This window comes from Microbacterium sp. LMC-P-041, assembly GCF_030209555.1.
Taxonomy (GTDB): Bacteria; Actinomycetota; Actinomycetes; order Actinomycetales; family Microbacteriaceae; genus Microbacterium.
Genome location: NZ_JARVRV010000001.1, coordinates 101,937 through 120,404, shown reverse-complemented (window position 1 = coordinate 120,404; position 18,468 = coordinate 101,937). Strand labels below are relative to the sequence as shown.

Annotated in this window: 18 protein-coding genes; 15 read left to right on the top strand and 3 right to left on the bottom strand. The window is 64.5% G+C overall.

The genetic code is table 11. The features are described 5' to 3' along the window. Positions 1-4 precede the first annotated feature (4 nt). The 4 genes from QRN21_RS00615 (at position 5) to QRN21_RS00600 (ending at position 3,918) form a co-directional block, all read left to right on the top strand. Positions 5-964: a FecCD family ABC transporter permease gene (locus tag QRN21_RS00615; RefSeq protein ID WP_502883079.1), complete on the top strand. Its 960-nt coding sequence runs from the start codon at positions 5-7 to the stop codon at positions 962-964. Then, on the top strand, positions 961-1,740 hold the full coding sequence (locus QRN21_RS00610) for an ABC transporter ATP-binding protein (protein ID WP_285362902.1): 780 nt from the start codon (positions 961-963) through the stop codon (positions 1,738-1,740). The genes QRN21_RS00615 and QRN21_RS00610 overlap by 4 nt, the downstream gene beginning before the upstream one ends. Positions 1,741-1,821: 81 nt before the next feature. Continuing rightward, the gene (locus QRN21_RS00605) at positions 1,822-2,667 is read left to right on the top strand and encodes a DJ-1/PfpI family protein (RefSeq protein ID WP_285362901.1); all 846 of its coding nucleotides are present in this window, start codon (positions 1,822-1,824) and stop codon (positions 2,665-2,667) included. A 216-nt stretch (positions 2,668-2,883) separates the two neighbouring features. Then, positions 2,884-3,918, top strand: a complete 1,035-nt coding sequence (locus tag QRN21_RS00600; protein WP_285362900.1) for a PDR/VanB family oxidoreductase — start codon at positions 2,884-2,886, stop codon at positions 3,916-3,918. A 50-nt stretch (positions 3,919-3,968) separates the two neighbouring features. On the opposite strand, the gene QRN21_RS00595 is transcribed toward QRN21_RS00600, so the two are convergent. Next, complete coding sequence (locus tag QRN21_RS00595) at positions 3,969-5,309, bottom strand: aspartate aminotransferase family protein (RefSeq protein ID WP_285362899.1); 1,341 nt, start codon at positions 5,307-5,309, stop codon at positions 3,969-3,971. A 267-nt stretch (positions 5,310-5,576) separates the two neighbouring features. On the opposite strand from QRN21_RS00595, the gene QRN21_RS00590 reads away from it, so the two are divergent. The 8 genes from QRN21_RS00590 (at position 5,577) to QRN21_RS17985 (ending at position 14,369) form a co-directional block, all read left to right on the top strand. Further along, the gene (locus QRN21_RS00590) at positions 5,577-5,996 is read left to right on the top strand and encodes a RidA family protein (RefSeq protein ID WP_285362898.1); all 420 of its coding nucleotides are present in this window, start codon (positions 5,577-5,579) and stop codon (positions 5,994-5,996) included. A 107-nt stretch (positions 5,997-6,103) separates the two neighbouring features. Next, positions 6,104-7,288 carry a serine hydrolase domain-containing protein gene (locus QRN21_RS00585; RefSeq protein WP_285362897.1) on the top strand — a complete coding sequence of 395 codons (1,185 nt, stop codon included), beginning with the start codon at positions 6,104-6,106 and terminating at the stop codon, positions 7,286-7,288. 37 nt (positions 7,289-7,325) lie between these two features. Continuing rightward, the gene (locus QRN21_RS00580) at positions 7,326-8,690 is read left to right on the top strand and encodes an aminotransferase family protein (RefSeq protein ID WP_285362896.1); all 1,365 of its coding nucleotides are present in this window, start codon (positions 7,326-7,328) and stop codon (positions 8,688-8,690) included. Then, positions 8,683-9,666, top strand: coding sequence for a substrate-binding domain-containing protein (locus tag QRN21_RS00575; RefSeq protein ID WP_285362895.1), 984 nt, complete (start codon positions 8,683-8,685; stop codon positions 9,664-9,666). The genes QRN21_RS00580 and QRN21_RS00575 overlap by 8 nt, the downstream gene beginning before the upstream one ends. 51 nt (positions 9,667-9,717) lie before the next feature. Next, a complete protein-coding gene (locus QRN21_RS00570; protein WP_285362894.1) occupies positions 9,718-11,238 on the top strand; it encodes an aldehyde dehydrogenase family protein in 1,521 nt (506 codons plus the stop codon). Continuing rightward, positions 11,235-13,040, top strand: coding sequence for a tetratricopeptide repeat protein (locus QRN21_RS00565; RefSeq protein ID WP_285362893.1), 1,806 nt, complete (start codon positions 11,235-11,237; stop codon positions 13,038-13,040). Before QRN21_RS00570 ends, QRN21_RS00565 begins: the two co-directional genes overlap by 4 nt. Before the next feature lie 101 nt (positions 13,041-13,141). Beyond that, positions 13,142-13,948, top strand: coding sequence for an N-acyl homoserine lactonase family protein (locus QRN21_RS00560; protein WP_285362892.1), 807 nt, complete (start codon positions 13,142-13,144; stop codon positions 13,946-13,948). Next, positions 13,893-14,369, top strand: a complete 477-nt coding sequence (locus QRN21_RS17985; protein ID WP_350223942.1) for an FmdB family zinc ribbon protein — start codon at positions 13,893-13,895, stop codon at positions 14,367-14,369. Before QRN21_RS00560 ends, QRN21_RS17985 begins: the two co-directional genes overlap by 56 nt. Positions 14,370-14,457: 88 nt before the next feature. Here the strand turns inward: QRN21_RS17985 and QRN21_RS00555 are convergent, their stop codons facing one another. Then, entirely contained in the window at positions 14,458-15,369 is a 912-nt protein-coding gene (locus tag QRN21_RS00555) for a LysR family transcriptional regulator (RefSeq protein WP_350223941.1), read from the bottom strand. A gap of 288 nt (positions 15,370-15,657) precedes the next feature. After that, a complete protein-coding gene (locus QRN21_RS00545) occupies positions 15,658-16,401 on the bottom strand; it encodes a helix-turn-helix domain-containing protein (protein ID WP_285362891.1) in 744 nt (247 codons plus the stop codon). 192 nt (positions 16,402-16,593) lie between these two features. Between QRN21_RS00545 and QRN21_RS00540 the strand changes: the two genes are divergently transcribed. The 3 genes from QRN21_RS00540 to QRN21_RS00530 all read left to right on the top strand — a co-directional run bounded on the left by QRN21_RS00540 (position 16,594) and on the right by QRN21_RS00530 (position 18,410). Further along, positions 16,594-16,968 carry a cupin domain-containing protein gene (locus QRN21_RS00540; RefSeq protein WP_285362890.1) on the top strand — a complete coding sequence of 125 codons (375 nt, stop codon included), beginning with the start codon at positions 16,594-16,596 and terminating at the stop codon, positions 16,966-16,968. Continuing rightward, positions 16,956-17,447 (top strand): cyanase, encoded by a 492-nt coding sequence (cynS, locus tag QRN21_RS00535; protein ID WP_502883081.1) that lies wholly within the window; start codon positions 16,956-16,958, stop codon positions 17,445-17,447. Before QRN21_RS00540 ends, cynS begins: the two co-directional genes overlap by 13 nt. Positions 17,448-17,519: 72 nt before the next feature. Then, positions 17,520-18,410, top strand: a complete 891-nt coding sequence (locus tag QRN21_RS00530) for a LysR family transcriptional regulator (RefSeq protein ID WP_285362888.1) — start codon at positions 17,520-17,522, stop codon at positions 18,408-18,410. Positions 18,411-18,468 lie beyond the last annotated feature (58 nt).

Genomic DNA, 18,468 nt, shown 5'->3' with positions numbered 1-18,468 from the left:
GTCCGTGGCTGTCGGGAGCGTGAACATCGCACCGAGCCGCGTGCTCGAGGTGATCGGTGCGCACCTGCTGCCGTGGGGCGGCGGCCGTGCCGACGGGCTCGACGACCAGATCGTGTGGGAGTTCCGTCTACCACGCGCCCTCGTCGGTTTCGTCGTGGGAGCGGCGCTCGCGGTCGCAGGTGCGGTGCTGCAGGCAGTCGTGCGCAATCCGCTGGCGGACCCGTTCGTGTTCGGTGTCTCCTCCGGGGCATCCGTCGCCGCGGTCGCAGCACTCACGCTCACGAGCGGCCTGTTCGCCGTCGTGTCGACACCGGTCGCCGCGTTCATCGGGGCCTTTCTCAGTACGATCCTCGTCTTCGCGCTCGCGCAGCAGGCGGGAAGGGTGACGCCGAACCGGTTGGTGTTGGCCGGGGTCGCGATGTCGTACCTGCTCAGTTCGGTGACGAGCTATCTCGTCCTCCGCTCCAGTGGTGCCAATCAGGGCGTCGGGCAGGTGCTGTCGTGGCTTGCCGGGAGCCTTGCGGCAGCGACCTGGACGGACCTCGGTATGCCCGCGCTCGTCCTGGTCTTGGCGACGATCGTCCTGGTGCTGCTCGCTCCCGTACTGAACGCGTTTCTCACTGGTGACGAGACCGCGGCGAGCCTCGGGGTCGACATCGGACGGATGCGACTGATGCTGTTCATCATCACCTCGCTGCTCGTCGGCGTCGCGGTCGCGGTGAGCGGGTCCATCGGATTCGTCGGCCTCGTCGTGCCGCACGCCGTCCGCATGGTGATCGGCTCCGATCATCGATGGGTGCTTCCTGCGTCCGCGCTCGCCGGAGGGCTGCTCCTGGTGATCGTGGACGTCGGGGCTCGACTGCTCCTCGCGCCGACCGAGGTGCCGGTCGGTCTCCTCACCGCCGTCGTCGGGGCCCCGTTCTTCCTCTGGCTGCTGCGCCGCTCCGGTCGGAGCGAGCGATGAGTGAAGCGCAGGGTGCGAGGCTCGAGGTTCGGAGCGTCAGTGTCGACATCACCGGACGACGAATCATCGAAGACGTGGCGTTACGCGCTCAGTCGAACGTCGTCGGACTCGTCGGCCCCAACGGCAGCGGCAAATCGACGCTCCTGCGGACGGTCTACCGCATGCTGCGTCCCGTCGAGGGGCAGGTGCTCACCGGTGGCCGCGATGTCTGGTCGATGCGTGCCCGGGATGCCGCACGCATCACCGCCGCGGTCGTGCAGGACAGCCCTGCGGACCTCGAACTCACCGTGGCGGACTGCGTCGCGACCGGAAGACTCCCGCATGGGCGGCTCCTCGCAACAAGCCGTGGGGAAGATAGGCGAGCCGTGGAACGGGCCATGATGACCGCGGGCGTGGTGGAGTTCGCCGATCGCGAGGTCAGCACGCTCTCGGGCGGTGAGCGTCAACGCGTGCAGCTGGCACGCGCGCTGGCCCAGGAGCCGCAGATCCTCGTGCTCGACGAACCGACCAACCATCTGGACATCCGACATCAGCTCCAGCTGCTCAGGATGGTCCGTGATCTCGAGATCACCACCCTGGTCACTCTGCATGATCTAAGCCTGGCCGCTTCCTACTGCGACGAGATCGTCATGCTCGAGCACGGTCACGTCGTCGCCTCAGGGCTCCCTGACGAGGTGTTCACCCCACAGCTCCTGCTGCGGGTGTTCGGCGTCCGTGCCGACACTCTCATCAATCCGCTCACAGGACGACTTCAGCTCGTCTTCGCTGACGGCTGATCAGCACGGGTGCCACGAACGTCGACACCACTGAATCCCGCGCCGGCAGCACGTCGGCCATGAGAAATGAGGAGCAACCCTATGAACGAGGACCGCCACGACATTCCGGAGATGGCAGGTCTCCCCGGTCACCCGACCGGCTTCGATTCGTCCGCCACCACGCTGTTCACGGTGATCGGACACGACCCCGCCAAACAGCAGGCCATCGATCGATCCATCGCAGCCCACCGCGCCCTGATCGCGCTACCCGGGGTCCGATTCACTACCGACAAGACGATTCTGATCGTCCTGCACCCCGTATTCGAACTGCTCGATGTGGTGGGACCCTTCCACTTCCTCGCAGCGACGGGCGCGACGGTGAAGTTCGTGACCACCGGCCCCGCCGGCGAAGCGGTCGTCAGCGGAAGCGGAGTGGCGCTCGCGCCCGCGATGACGCTCGATGAGGTGACGGAGCCTCCGGCGGTGATTCTGGTTCCCGGCGGTGATACGGGGATCCTGCTGCGGGATGCCCGGGCGATGGCCAACCTGCAACGCATCGGACAGGACGCCGAGTATGTGACGAGTGTGTGCTCCGGCTCCATCGCTCTCGCGCACGCGGGGCTGCTCGAGGGCCGACGTGCCACTTCGCACTGGGCCGTCCGCCATCTGCTCGGTGGCTATGGGGCGATCGAGGTCGACGAGCGCCTGGTCGAGGACGGCAACAGGCTGACGGCGGCCGGTGTGACCGCAGGCATGGATCTCGGTATCCGGCTCCTCTCGTATTTCTCCGGTGAGGAGATGGCGAAGTTCGCTGTCTTGGGTGCGGAGTACGCTCCGGAGCCGCCGTTCCATACTGGGACCCCCGAACTCGCCGGTCCTGCACTCACGGAGCTGTCTCGAGACTTCCTCGCTCCGCTGGAAGAGGAGCTTCGCGCTTCCGCGAACTGAGGCGGACCCGACGAGTCGAATGATTTAATCTACATGCCGTAGAATAAAATCGTGCTCCTCATGCTTTCCTTCCTGCGCGGGTGGGTGTGGGCGTACGCGTCCTCACCCACCCCCGATGCCTCTTGTGCCCCTGCACCTCACTCGTCATGCGAGAGTGCGCCACGGTCGTCACTCAGGCTCACCGTCGCAACAGCCGTGCGAAGGAACGCGTGACCGATGGGGTTCTTCGCGCAGCGGCGCACACGTGAGCGACCTCGCACCCAGAGGGAGAGCTCCCCGGCGACGGCTCCTCTCCTCGAGGTAGTCGTCGAACATCGCGCGAACGTGTCGAATCGGGCCGTGCTCGTTCGCCTTCGAGCGACGAGCAGAGACGAGAGATTCGCATTCGATCCCGGTGCGCACGTGGATGTGCATCTGGGGCGGTCCCTGACGCGTCAGTACTCACTCGTGGATGCCGGGCAACCGGCGGGGACCTTGACCATCTGCGTCCAGCGAGAGATCGACGGCCGTGGCGGGTCGGCCCGCGTGCACGATGACCTCCGCGTCGGCGACAGGCTGCACGTCTCGCCGCCTCGCAATACGTTCCCGCTTGCGCGCGAGGCCTCGCATTCGTTGCTTCTCGCCGCGGGTGTGGGCATCACGCCGTTGGTTTCGATGGCTGCGGCCCTCGCGCGGGAGGGGCGCTCGTTCGAACTTCACGCGTATTCGACGACTCCTGCCGATCTCCCACTGTTTGAGCACCTGAGATCAAGTCCGTATGAATCATCGGTCTTCACGCATTTCAGCGGAGAGGGCGAGTCCTTCCGCGCGACGGCGCCTCGCAGCCTCGGCGAACCGATCGCCGACGGAGCGATCTACGCATGCGGACCGGATGGATTCGTCACGCTGGCACGAGAGCGAGCGATCGCCGCGGGGTGGCGGGCCGATCAGTTCGCGACGGAGCGATTCTCATCAGCATCGCCCTCAAGCGCTGTGGGTGGCCACGCCGCCTTCACCGTGATCGCCTCGTCCACCGGTCAGTCGATGAGGGTGGGCTCGGAGGAGTTGATCGCCGATGTCCTGGAGCGCAACGGCTACGAGACCTACCGCTCCTGCGGACAGGGAATTTGCGGATCCTGCATCACACCGGTACTGGCTGGCATACCCGATCATCGTGACCATGTGCAGAGTGCGCAGGCTCGGGCATCCAACGCGCAGATCACCGTGTGCTGTTCGCGCTCGCTGACACCGGAACTCGAGCTCGACGTCTAGACGAGGGGTCATCTGCAGGAGCGTCCGCTCCCGCAGATGACCCACCACGCTCAGCTCTCCATGTCGATGACGATCTCCTTCACGGTATCGATGAACGAGGTGATGTCGTCGTCGGTCATCGCGAGCGAGAGCGAAAGCTCACCCCGAGCGACGGGGAAGAAGCCGCGGTTCGCGAGCTCGAGCGAGAAGGTCTGTGTCTTGTCCGCGTCGACGTTGCGCCACAGGTCGCGCTGGGTCTCGACTTTCACACCCGGCTCGGTGCGGTAGGCGTAGGCCAGCGACGAGTAGCCGCCGCCGTAGATCGTGAACGGGCTCTTGCGCGCAGCCGTCCATTCGCCGATCTCAGAGAGAATCCGCTCGGCCATCGAGTTGAGGCGGTCGTACGCCGCCTCGTCGAGAGCGCGCATGCATGCGATTCCTGCGACCAGTGCGAGGCGATGCCCGTGGTGCGTTCCCGAGATCGGTACGGTGCCGTCGGCCATGACCTGCATGATCGCGGCCTTTCCTCCCACGGCTCCGAGGGGTAGTCCGCCTCCGATGATCTTGCCCATGACGGTGAGGTCGCCGTCGACGCCGTAGAGACTCTGCATGCCGTTATACGCGCCGCGAAGATTCATGGTCTCGTCGAGGACGAAGAGGATGCCGAGCTCGGCCGTCACGCGGCGGATCATCTGCACGAAGTCCTTCCGCAGCACCACGTGGCCGCCGGCGCCGCTCTCGAGCTCGAGGATCACACATGCGAGGTCATCGGCGTTCTCTCGGAGAATTCGCTCGGTTCCGGCCATGTCGTTCTGGGTGAGCACGACGACTTGCTCGATCACTTCGATCGGGATGCCTGCGCTGTCCGCGACCGGTCTGGGGCTCTCGTCGGTGCCGTACTCCTCGGCGTCGTGCGGGTGAGCGGAGATGCTCACCGGATCAGTGAAGCCGTGATAGCCGCCCTCGAACTTCGCGATCTTGGTGCGACCGGTGTACGCCCTGGCGACTCGAACCGCACTCAGGATCGACTCGGACGCTGAGCAGGAGAACTGCACCATGTCGATCGATGCGATCCGGTCAATCAGGATCGTCGCCAGCTCGGCCTCTTCGGCGACGGGGTTACCGAAGGATGCCCCCGACGGGATCGCGGCGATCAAGGCATCGCTGATCACGGAGTCGCCGTGTCCGAGTATGTTGACGGTGAAATTGTTGTTGAGATCCATCAGCCGGTGACCTTCGACAGTCTCGATGAAGGCGCCGTCGCCGCCGACCACGAAGACCGCGTGCGGGCCGAAGTTGAACGACGTTCGGCTGTAGCCGCCCGGGATCACATTTCTTCCGACCGCGGTGAGCTGAGCGGATTGCGCGAACTTCTCGGTGAAGCGACGGGTGGCGGTTTCGAGGGTGAGCACAGTTGTCTCCTGGGGTGGTGCCAGAGGGCTGGCGGTCTCGGGGTGAGGGATCTCTCTCCAAGGATGCGTGTGGCGCCCAGACGTATCAACGTCTGAACCGCGATCGATCGGTCGTCAGATCGCAACGATGTCGGGTCCGAGCCGACTGTCGTGACCCCCGCCGCGGCTCAAAGTACCCATATGGGTACTCACTGTCGATAGGCCCCGTCTCCTACTCTGAACGCACACCGGCCCGCGGGCCTCCATTCGGCAAGCATGGGAGAAACAATGATTGAACGCATGCACCCCCAGCTCGACCAGTATGTTGCGACAACGGAGTTTGCTTTTCACCTGGCCGTCAAGACGGACGGAATTGTGTTCACGCAGGGAGTGGGACCCCTGTCTCGGGAGTTCGAGGTCATCGGTGGCGATGACTTGAGCGCGCAGTGTGAGTTCACACTGAAGACTCTCGCGGACATCCTGGAGACGGCGGGCAGCTCGCCTCGACACATGCTCAACTGGACGATCTACCTGACGGACCCGCAAGGGACGGGTGAGATCGGGAGCAAGTACCTGCAGATCCTGCCGCAGCTCGTCGCTTTCGTGGGCGAGGAAGCCCCGACGGCGACCGCGGCAGGCGTCAGTGCCTTGTTCATTCCCGGTCAGCAGATCGAGATCAGTGCCATCGCGAAGGTGATCGACGCCTGATGCCCTGGTGCGGGCACGATGTTGCGCCCGCAGGTGCCGGTGTCGACATCGCTGTCGGCACCGGTGCCGACAGCACACCCCTTTTATGACGCGAGAGGAGCCCGACGATGGGCTTGAAGCAAATGCAGCGGACTCCGGTCCTCGAGAAGAACGACGGAACACACGGATTCGTCGCAGAGGGCTTCGAGATCGTGGCCGAACTGTTCCGGGCGAATTTCTCAGCTCGCCAAGAGGTCGGTGCAGCTTTTTCCGCCGTGGTCGACGGGCGGATGGTCGTTGATCTCTGGGGTGGGACTCGCGATCGTGTGACCGCGGATCCGTGGAAGCAAGACACCATGCAACTCACCTTCTCGGGTACCAAAGGGATCGTGGCGGGTGTTCTGCTCATGCTCGTCGATCGCGGACTGCTCGGGCTCGACGAGCCGGTGGCCACCTATTGGCCAGAGTTCGCCCAGCATGGCAAGGGCGATATCACGGTCGGCAACGTGTTGAGCCATCGAGCAGGTCTGCCCATCATCGAGGGGCCTGTCTTCGAGGACGATCTGATCGACCCCGAGGCGATGGCTGCGCGGCTTGCGGGACAAGAGCCCCGTTGGCCCCACGCTTCCCGGGCGAGCTACCACGCGCTGACGTACGGCTGGTTGTGCGGCGAGATCGTCCGCCGGGTCACGGGTGCCAGCATCGGTGAGTTCGTGCGCACCGAGATCGCAGAGCCGCTCGGAGTCGACCTGTGGTTGGGTCTGCCGCCCGAGCTCGAAGAGCGAGTGTCTCAGCTGTGCCTCGGTGAGGACTTCACTGCGGTCAAGGAGTACATCTGCTCTGGTGATGGTGGACCTCGCTATGCGAACCCCGGACTGTTCGATGAGCCCCTGATCTGGAATCAGCCCCGGTTCCACCAGGCGGAGATCCCGGGTGTGAACGCCATCATCGATGCCCGTTCGATGGCGACCTACTACGGCTGCCTGGCGCTCGGAGGCACTCTCGGGGATGTTCGTCTGACCAGCCCGGAGACCATCGCGCAGTTCGTCACCGAACGTACACGCGCCGTCGACGCTCTCAGTGGCGAATCTCTGGCCTTCGGGGCCGGGTTCATGCTGCAGAGCCAGAACGCTGAGTTCGGGCCTGCCCTCGCGGCATACGGCCATACGGGGGCCGGTGGTTCGATCCACGGGATGTGGCCACGCCACCGCACCGGCTTCTCTTACATCACCAATCAGATGTGCGACGACACCGACGACGACCGCACTCGCGGACTCCTCGCGGCGCTGTACGCCGCTGTCTGCCGTGGGTGAAGACATGCCCGACGATCATAAGAAGGAGACAACTGCAATGACCATGCAGACCGCACGGACCCTGTCGGCCTCGGACTTCGCCGACCTCGATCGCAAGCATCTGGTGCACCCGTGCCTGGATTCGTCCGTCACCGACCGTGTCGTGATGATGCGAGGCCAGGGAAGTACGCTCTGGGACGCGAATGGCAATGAATACCTCGACGGCTCCGGAGGGCTCTCAGTGGTCACGGTAGGGCACGGTCGTCAGGAACTCGCTGACATCGCTGCTGCGCAGATGAAGGATCTGGCGTACTTCACCAGTTTCTGGCAGTTCTCCAACGACAAGGCCGTGATACTGGCCGAGCGTCTCGTCGATCTCGCCCCGGAGGGGATCTCGAAGGTGTTCTACACCAACGGTGGCTCGGAGGGTGTCGAGACCGCGATCAAGGCGGCGCGGCTGCATCACTTCCGCAGCGGTGAGCCGCAGCGGAAGTGGATTCTGTCACGCGAGTTCTCGTACCATGGCGTCGCCTACGGTGGCCTCACCGCAACGGGAGCGGAGTACTACCACCACCCCTCTTTCGGCAGCGGCATCGCCGATGTGCATCACCTCACTGCGCCGTATCCGTTCCACAGCGAGCGGTACGACGGCCAGCCCATCACCGACTATCTTGTGGCCGAGCTCGAGGACACGATCACTCGGATCGGCGCCGAGAACATCGCCGCCATGATCGGTGAGTCGATCATCAGCCACAAGGCCGGGCTCGTCCCCCCGGCTGACTACTGGCCGCGAATGCGGGCCGTGTTGCGTCGTCACGGCATTCTGATGATCGCTGACGAGGTCGTGACAGGTTTCGGTCGCACCGGGTCCTGGTTCGCCTCCGAGGTGGCAGGCATGGAGCCGGACATCATCGTCACGGCGAAGGCGATCACCAGTGGGTACGTCCCGTTCGGAGCAGTTCTGATGCGCGACGACATCGGTGACTCGGTCGCCAGCGAGGAGGGCTTCGCCCACGGGTTCACTTACAACGGCCACCCGGTGGCCTGCGCTGTTGCGCTCGGCACCCTCGACATCCTCGAGAATGAGTCCCTCGTCACCGACACGACGCGCAAAGGTGAGTTGTTCCGTACCCAGCTCGCACCGCTACTCGAGAACCCGCTGGTCGGAGACGTGCGGGGCATCGGGCTCTCCACGGGCATCGAGTTCGTGTCCGACCCCGTCGCCAAATCGCCCTTCACGTTCCAGGGCGGCGGGCTGACTGATGTCCTCCGCGAGGACTACGGCGTCATCGGACGAGGTGTGGGAACGCTGAGCATCTTCACTCCGCCTCTGGTCATCACCGACGACGAGATCATCCGCATGACCGACGCTGTGAACTCCGCAGTCGGGCGTCTGCGACCGGATGGGACGTTCCGTGGCTGAGTCGATCGAAGAGGGGGAGGTATCCCTCGCCCTCGACAGGTACAGCCGGTCGCAGGCCTACTTCGACGGCGTGCTGCAGACGCCCTCCTGGTTGCGACTCAGACCTCTCCAGGTCGGAATGCTGACCATGCTCCGTGACGGCGCCGACCGGCACGGGCGCATGCTGCGCGATCGGGAGTTCGACGCGGCGGAGACCTCTCTGTCGTCGTACATCATCAGTCGGTCGAAGGGTCTCCCGTTCATCGCGACGCCGGTCTTCCCTCGGCGGCTCTTCACCCAGACGCAACTGTTCGTCACCCGGGACAGTCCTCTGCAGACAGCTCAGGATCTGGTGGGTCGTCGGGTCATTCTTCTGACGTTTCAGACCACCATGTCGGTCGTCGCTCGTTCCGATCTTCAGCGTGAGTACGGTGTGCCGTGGCGTTCGATCGAGTGGCTCTCGTTGGGCCCCGAGGAGATCGAGGTCGGTGAACTGCCGGTGACGAGGCTCGCCTCCGGCACGGATCCGTTCCAGATGCTCCGCGACGGCGACGCCGACGCGGTGGTGCTGCCAGGGTTCCCGGAGTCGGTCATGGATCCCACCGGCGAGTTCCGCCGACTGTTCCCCGACGCGGGCGGTGAGGTGCGGGCTCAGTTCGAACGCAATGGCTATATGCCGATCATGCACGTGCTGACCATGCAGGCGCACGTCGCTGATCAGCTACCCGAACTGCCCGGCGTGCTTCTCGATCTGGACCGCCAGGCCTTCGATCACGCACGCGATCTGTTCAACGATTCCAACTACGGTATCGCCGCCTTCGGACGGCTGGAGCTGGAACAGGAGCGGGTCGACCTGGCCGCCGACGTGTGGCCTCGCGGGATCGCTGCCAACCGCCTCAACCTCGAGCGTTTCGTCGACGACATGGTCGACCAAGGCCTCATCCCGGAACTGATCAGCATCGAGGATCTGTTCCATCCCTCCACGCACGACTCCTGAGACTCGGCCCGCACCGATGTCCACCCCGCTCGGCCCCAGGAAGGACCACGCATGTCTCACATGACAACGACAGACCCGGTCAATGACTACGTCACCGGACACGAATTCAAGATGCTCATCGGCGGCAAGTTCGTGGGTGGAAGTGACGGCAAGACCTCGACGGTCGTCGACCCGTCCACAGGCTCGGACATCGGCGAGGTGCCGGTCGCGACGGCTCGAGACGTCGAGAACGCGGTCGCTGCCGCGTCCCAGGCGCAGCCCGAATGGGAAGCTCTCGGTGTCGACGGCCGCGCCGAGTGCTTCGATCGCTTCCGAACGCTTGTTCGTGAGAACCGTGAACGCCTGGCGATGCTCGACGCCATCGACTGCGGCAACCCTGTATCCGGCATGCGCCGTGACATCGACAACTGCGATCCGTCACTGGACGGATACCCCGCGATGGCGAAGGCGATGACCGGTGAGGTGTTCCCCGGTGACGGCGACAGGTTGCACTATTCCGCGCACCGCGCATTCGGTGTGGTCGGACGCATCAACGCGTTCAATCACCCCGCACTCTTCGCCATCACCCGTTCGCTCCCGGCGCTGATCACCGGAAACACCGTGGTGATGAAGCCCTCTGAGGAGACATCCCTCTCGACGCTGGCAGCCGGCGAGCTGTTCGCCGAGGCATTCCCTCCCGGTGTGGTCAACATCGTCACCGGTGGTGCTGAGGTGGGCGATGGCATCGTCACCCACCGCTCTATCAAGCGCCTCGGCTTCGTGGGATCGGTACCCACTGGACTGCTGATCCAGAGGCGTGGAGCTGAGTCCGGGTATATCAAGCAGTTCTCACTCGAGCTCGGTGGCAAGAACGCCATGGTGGTGTTTCCCGACGTCGACATCGACGAGGTCGTGAGAGGCGCCATCAGCGGAATGAACATGACCACCAATGCCGGTCAGGCCTGCGGATCCAATTCCCGAGTGGTGGTGCACGCCAAGATCTACGACGAGTTCGTGTCCAAACTCGCCGACGCCCTCGGCGACTACCGGATGGGCGTTGCCTACCAGAACGACACCGACATCGGGCCGCTGGTCAGCCGTCGCCATTGGTCGAAGGTCACCGGATACGTGCAAGCAGGGGTGGAGGACGGCGCCACGCTCGTGCGCGGTGGTGATCGTCCACAGGGTCTTCCTGAGGGCGGCAACTACCTGGAGCCGACTCTGTTCGCGGATGTGCGGCCGGAGATGCGCATCGCCCGCGAGGAGATCTTCGGGCCCGTCATGTCGGTCTTCCGTTGGAGCGACTATGACGACATGCTCAGTCTCGTCAACGGGGTCGAGTTCGGTCTGACCTCGAGCGTGTGGACCAATGACCTTTCGGTCGCGCACCGCACTGCGAATGCCATCCAGGCCGGATACGTGTGGATCAATGACTCCACTCAGCACTTCTTCGGGACTCCGTTCGGCGGTTGGAAGAACAGCGGTCTCGGTCGCGAGGATTCCAAGGACGAGGTGCTGTCCTACCTGGAGCAGAAGGTGGTGCACGCGCGGTTCGGCGATGCGAAGTCCGCGTTGGATCGGATGTTGCGATGACCTACCCGGTGGTCACGCCATCCGACGGGCGGGCAGCATCCGAACCGTACTACGATCTGGGCGACCACAAGCGTGCGGTGTCGACCACCTCGGCGGACGCGCAGACGTGGTTCGACCGTGGAATGGTATGGGCATACTCATTCAACTTCGATGAGGCCGAGCGGTGTTTCGCCCGGTCAGCGCAGGCTGATCCTTCGCTCGCGATCGCTCATTGGGGGATCGCGTATGCGATCGGACCGGACTACAACAAGTCCTGGGAGCTGTTCGACGATGTCGACTATACGAAGACGTGCCGTCGGGCTCGTGCGGAGCTCGCCATTGCGCGTGAGCTCTCGGCCCGCGCGACGCCGGACGAGCGTGCGCTCATCGAAGCCCTTGCGGCGCGTTATCCCGAGACCGACGGCCCGGCCGATTTCTCCGCACTCAACCTCGCGTATGCCGAGGCGATGCAGGAGGTCCGACAGCAGTATCCCGACGATCTCGACGTCGTGGCATTGTGCACTGAGGCGATGCTCTGCGTGAGCCCGTATGAGCTCTGGCACCCGGTAACCGGAGAGCCCGATGGTTACGCCTCGCTGGAGGTGCAGCGTCTGCTCGAGGATGCGATGGACAGCGAGCAGGGGCGGAGGCATCCGGGCCTGAATCACCTCTACCTTCATCTGTTGGAGATGTCGTTCTTTCCGGAGCGGGCATTGAACGCAGGGGACCGGTTGCGGACGTTGGTTCCGGATGCCGGTCACATGCTGCACATGGCCTCTCACATCGACATCGCCTGCGGTGACTATCGCCGGGGTGTGGACACCAACACCGACGCCAGCAGGGCTGACGATCTGTACTTCGCGCGTGAGAAGGACGTGCGGTTCTACTTCATGTATCGCGCCCACAACCTCTACGTGAAGGTCTTCGGAGCGATGCTTCTCGGCCGGTCCCGTGAAGCCGAGTTCGCTGCACGTCGCCTGATCGAAGTTCTCACCGAAGATGTGCTGCGCACACCGAGTCCGCCAATGGCTGACTGGACCGAAAGCCACGTGTCGGCTCTGTCACACGTGCTCGTGCGTTTCGGCCGGTGGGACGAGATCATCGAGATGGAGCTGCCGGAGGATCAGGATCTGTTCTGCGTCACCACGGCGATGCTCTGGTACGCGAAGGGTGTCGCTTATGCGGCGCTGAGTCGAATCGAAGAAGCGGAGGAGGCGCGCATCGCGTTCCGCGAGGCAGCCGCACGGGTGCCGGAGAGCAGGCTCGCTCTGCCCAACCGTGAGGTCGATGTGCTGCGGGTGGCCTCGGCCATGCTCGACGGGGAGGTGGAGTACCGCAAGGGCAACATCGAGGAGGCGTTCGCCCACCTTCGGGTGGCCATCGAACGTGAAGACGACTTGCTCTACTCGGAGCCGCGCTCGTGGCTTCAGCCGGTTCGCCATGCCTATGGTGCCCTGTTGCTTGATCAGGGGCGGGTGGCGGAGGCAGAGGCTGTCTACCGGTCCGATCTCGGCTTGGACGGCAAGCTGCCGCGAACCCGAGTGCACCCCAACAACGTGTGGAGCTTGCACGGACTCCATGAGTGCCTCACTCGTCTTGGCCGTCATAACGAGGCGGCCATGGTCGCCATGCAGCGCGATATCGCCGTCGCAGCCGCTGATGTGACCATCACTGCGTCCTGCTTCTGCCGGCTGTCTGCTCCGGAGTCGGACGGGGGACCGGCGGAGACGGTCGGCTCGTCCGCGGGCTGCACGTGCTGCGTGCCGGCCGGAGATGGTGCCGGCACCGAGTCTGTAGCGGGGCATGGGTGCGCGGACTGCTGACCGGCGCTTTCGGCCGCGTGTGATCGCGGTCGGGCTCTGGGCAGAACTGCATTGACGGTGATCGGAACCCCGGTTGCTGCTGTGAAGTGGAAGGACTCAGCATGACCAACGGAATCAAGGTCCACATCCTCGAGTGCGGAGCCATGGGCACCGATATCGAGTGGTTGCTCTGCTCGCCCAAGAACCGTGCGTCTCGCACCGATCGCCACAAGCCGGCCACCTGGCTCAGCGTGGCGACGCATGCCGTGCTGATCGAACATCCCGAGGGGACAATTCTGTGGGATGCGACACCGTCGCGTGATTGGGAGACCGAATGGGCCGGCAGCGGCCTCGATGAGATGGCGCCCTACGACCAGGTGGAAGAGCATCAATACCTGGATTCCCGTCTTCGTCAGCTCGGGTACGAGACCGGCGACATCGACCAGGTCATCCTCAGCCATCTCCACATGGACCACGCCGGCGGGGCCAAGCTGTTCGACAACGGCCACACCCGGCTGGTTGTCAACGAGACGGAGTTGACGGAGGCGCTCGCTTTCGACGGATTCTTCTCTGGTGGGCACATCAAGAGGGTCTACGAGGGGCTCACCTTCGACACGGTCAGCGGCGATGTCGAGATCGTCCCTGGGGTGACTCTGCTGGAGACGCCCGGCCACACGTGGGGAACCATGTCGCTCAAAGTCGACCTGCCCAACGATGGCCCGATGATCTTCACCTCTGACGCCGTATACCTCGAGGAGTCGCTGGAGCAGCGTCACTGGGGATCCGCGGTGTGGGACAACAGGGCGTGGTTGCGCTCGGTCGACCGTCTGGTTGCGATCGCCGAGAAAGAGAACGCGACCATGGTGTTCGGCCATGATGCGGCGCAGATGGCCACCCTTCGACATGGGCCCGACGCCTTCTACAGTTGAGGTCGTCCCGATGCCCACGTACTCGTATACGTGTCACGCCTGCGACGATGGCTTCGATCTCCGCGTACCGATGGAGGCGCGGGATGACCAGAGGTGCGCGTGCGGTGCCGCTGCGGTGAGGCGCATCACCGCTGTCGCGCTCACGGGCCGGGCCGTTCCGGCGGCCCACGTCCCTGATATTCCACTGCGGCGACGCCTGCCCAGCTCGTGGCAAGGGGTCGGTGCCAGCAGGGAGGGCGTTGCGCACTTTCAGCGGCTCGAGGAGCGGTTGGCTCGTCATGAGGCCCGTAATCCTGAGCTTCAGGACAATCGCATGCCGATCGTCGCCCATGAAGGCGGAAAGATCGTTCACGCAACGAAGAAGTCGGGTCCGCCGCAGTCCCCACCTGGAGGTGCCTCGCCGTCGAGCGATGAGCGGTGAGTTCATGGCCCGCCACATCGGCGACCGCCTGACGGAAAGCACAGACAGGGGTGGGCCTTCACTGTAACTGTGAGCTCTCGGCCACGCCCTAGCTGACGAGCGAGACGGCGCCGGGCACAGCGGCGAGTTCGGCGGCGACGACGTCGGCGACCACTTCACGGAACGCGTCGACGAGCGGGCTCCGCGATTGCGCCGACGACACCAGAGCGAGGCTTGTCGGTCGTGCGTCGACAAGGGGCAGGAAGCGCACACCGGGGTGTTGCCACAGTGACGCGGAGTTCGTGGAGAGAGTGTCCACTGTTCCGCTGTAGGCGACCGCGGCGAGTGATTCTCGGGCGGAGCTCACTGCGATCGAGCTCTGCGGCGGACCTCCCCGGTACGCATCGAGTGACCAGTGCGATCGCCACTCCGGGGGAGTGTCGGCGGATGCGAGCGCGAAGGCATCCTCCAGCAGATCGTCGACGTGCACGCGGGACTCGCCCGCGAGTCGATGCAGAGTGGAAAGCGCAGCGACAGGCATCTCTGAGTAGAGTAAGTCGACGTTGACGCGCGGGTCCTGGACGGGTAGCCAGACGAACGCGAGATCGACTAGGCCGTCGATCACACTGGAGACCTGGTTCGAGATGGAGAGTTCGACGTAGCTCAACGGTACGCCGGGACGTCGCTGCCGGAAGGTGGAGAGGAATCGATGCGTCAGGGGGTCATCTGCAAAGGATCCCACTCGCAGCCGCTGCATCTCCGGAATGCAGTCGCGTGCGGCCGCGGCCCCTGCCTCAAGTGCCAGAAGGACACGCTGAGCGTGTTCGCGGAAGGCCTCTCCGGCCTGCGTCAGCGCGACATGTCGGCTGGTTCGACGGAAGAGGGCCACCCCCAGTTCACGCTCGAGACGGGAGACCTGTGTGCTGACCACGGACGCGGCGATGTGTTCGAGGTCGGCCGCGCGTCCGAAATGCAGAGTTTCGGATACACGCAGAAAATAGCGGAGCTGGCGGAACTCCATGTCTCTCTCCTCGTCTCGATCGCAGACGCGGCTGCGCGGTGTTCCTCCCTAGTGTTCCTCACGATATGAGTGGAGCGTTTCCGCTTCACGTCCTTCAGATCACGTGGGTGTTACACATTGATCGATATTCGGCCGGTCATCTCACGCGCTGGCGAGGATGTAACCCTGGTGCGCCGCGCAGGATCTTGGTCGAGATAAATGTTGTCAGAAGGCCCGGAGTCCACTACGGTCATACCGACCGAGTGCTCGGTCTGTAAAGCGAACATGCCGATATCCGGCGGGAGCGCGTCAGCCGTCGACGAGGCCTCGACGATTCCAACGATCGTTGCGGATCGAGTACGCGCTCGGTGCGATGCCGAAGTGCTTCCGGAAAGCGCGGGAGAAGGTGTCGGCGTCGCTGAAGCCTGAATCGAAGGCTGCCGTCCTCGGTGGCATGCCTCGACCGAGCAGCTGGGCCGCATAGCGCAGACGCTCTGAACGGATCAGCCTCGCCGGCGATGTGCCCTCACGGGCGAGGATGATCTGGAGCGTTCGCAAGGAGACATGGTTCATATCGGCGATGCGCGACGGGGTCAGCGCGGGGTCACGGAAGCCGTCTGAGATCTGTCCCCGCACAACGTCGAGCGACGGGAGTGCCCGTGCCGGCGATCCGGAGATGGCGACCTGCCGGAAGGATGCGTCGAAGGCGAGGAGCTTGTGCCGGGAGCCGGGAAGGCTCGAGACCGACCACGCCACCGGGATCGGGCGTCCGGATCGACCCATGAAGACCTCTCGCCCGCGGGGCACGGGGTCGTTCGATGTCGTGCGCACGATCGGGCACTCATGCGCGGGGTAGCGTGTTCCGTCTTCGTGCCACGCATGCAGCGCCTCATGGCTGGCGCGGCCCAGGATCTCTCTTCGGTCGGCATAGCCGAGCAGGGCCGTCGCAGCGCTGTTGATCTGGTCGATGCCTCCTCGCGCATCGATGATCAGGAGTGGGTGCGGGACAGCATCGAGCACAGCGCCGGCCCACGGGTCGTGCGCGGCGGTCATCGGTCATCCATGCGGTGAACGCTAGCGCCGGTGCTTTGCCCGGTCGCGTCGCGCGTGTGACCGTCGTGTTACAGAACAGGCGAAATGCGAAGAAATGTAGGCCATGCGCTTTCTGCCTTTGCTGTCGTGAAACGCGATGATGTGATCAACCCACACGCCAGACAGAGTGCCAACCGACGAATGGACCCGGACATGGGATACAACACATCGATGCAGAAGGCGACCTTCGCCGACATTCCGGCCGACAGCCACGGACTCATCTCCAAGCGCACTGCGACGCTGGACGGTGTCGAGGTGACACAGGTGACCTTCGACGTCGGTGCGAAGTGGTCGAACGATCTCAAGGCGTACGCGGGTACGGAGGACTGCGTCCTGCCGCACGTGGCGCTGGTGATCGCCGGAACGCTCGGTGTGGTCATGACTGGCGGTGAGAGTGCGGAGTTCTCCGCCGGAGACGTGATGCTCCTTCCTCCGGGGCACGACGCCTGGAGCGTGGGGGACGTCGCGTGCACCTTCGTCGAGTTCTCGCGTGGCAACGACTACTACGCGGGCGGATCCGCCGAGTGATCAGCAAGGAGGATGCCGGCGACATCATCGATGAACACCGTCGCCGGAAACGGATGTCGTGGAGAGATCTGGCACGCCGGCTCGGTCAACCACCGGTGTGGACGGCCGCCGCCGCTCTGGGGATGCATCCGGTCCCGGCACGGGAGGCGCGGCAGCTGAAAGACGCGCTGGAGCTGGAAGACGAGATCGTCGACGCCCTCGTTCGACAGCCCACGAGGTCTCCGAGCCGCGATACCTCCGACGATCCGACCATCTATCGATTCCATGAGTTGATCCAGGTCTACGGGCCCGCTCTCAAGTCGCTCATCCATGACGAGTTCGGTGATGGGATCATGAGTGCGATCAACTGCAGCATCACTCTTGAGCGGGCTGTGCATCCCGACGGAGACCGTGTCGTCGTCACGATCGACGGCAAGTTCCTACCATACGCGTGGACATCATCAGTACAGGAGCGTCCGCAGAGCACTGCAGCGGAGTAGCCTGCCCAGTACGCGGATCACTTCGTCGGTTGCCTCCGGCGCCGATGACCGCGAACGCGCCCGGAGGTTCCGTTGCTACTGACCCAGCTCGAATACTTTGTCGCAGTGTCTCGCGAGGAGCATTTCGGACGTGCAGCGGCTGCATGTTTTATCTCCGCATCGGCGCTCTCGGAAGCGATCCGCAAACTGGAGACGGAACTGGGGGTGCCTCTCGTGCGACGAGGGCGCGCCTACGAAGGGCTGACGCCGGAGGGTGAGGCGGTGCTGGTCTGGGCTCGCCGGATGATCGCCGATCATCGGGCGCTCAAGGACGAAGTGCAGAGTGCGCTCGGCAGGATGACCGGGGTCGTACGAGTGGGCGTCATCCCCTCCGGGGTATCGCTCGCCGCACGGCTGCTCGCCGAGGTGTGCGCCGTCCACCCTGAACTCCGCGTCCGCCTCATCTCCGGAATGACCTCGGAGCAAGTGGTGGCCGGCCTGCGATCCTTCGAACTGGATGCCGGGCTGTTGCATCCGGCCGCTGTTGCGGACGATATTCGGCACATCCTCGTCGAGACCGATCGCCTGGTGGTCGTCGGAGCGTCCAAGGGCGCGGCGATCGGCGACAGGATCGAGCTTGCCGACCTCGCGTCGAGGGATGTCTGCGTGCTCGAGCCCGGGATGAGGGCACGTCAGATCCTCGACGAGGCGATGGCCGGCGTCGGAGTGCGGCTTCGTCCCGTCGTCGAGGCCGACTCAGTCGAAGCCCTCCTCGCGCTGGCACGCACGGGTGACTGGGTGAGCGTTGTGCCTCGGTCTGCGGTTCCCACTGATGCGGCGAGCATCGGGGTGAAGATGGCGGAGATCGCGAACCCGGAGGTACGCATGCCGATCGTGCTGGCGACGCTGAGTGAGGAACCCCGTCCGCCACTTTCTCTCGCTGTTGATGCGGCAGCCCAGCGGTTGGCGGGCCGAAAGAAGTAGGACGAGCCGACCGTCCGCAGGTCAGCGGATCTTAGCGGAGGTGGGGGCCAGCGGGGGG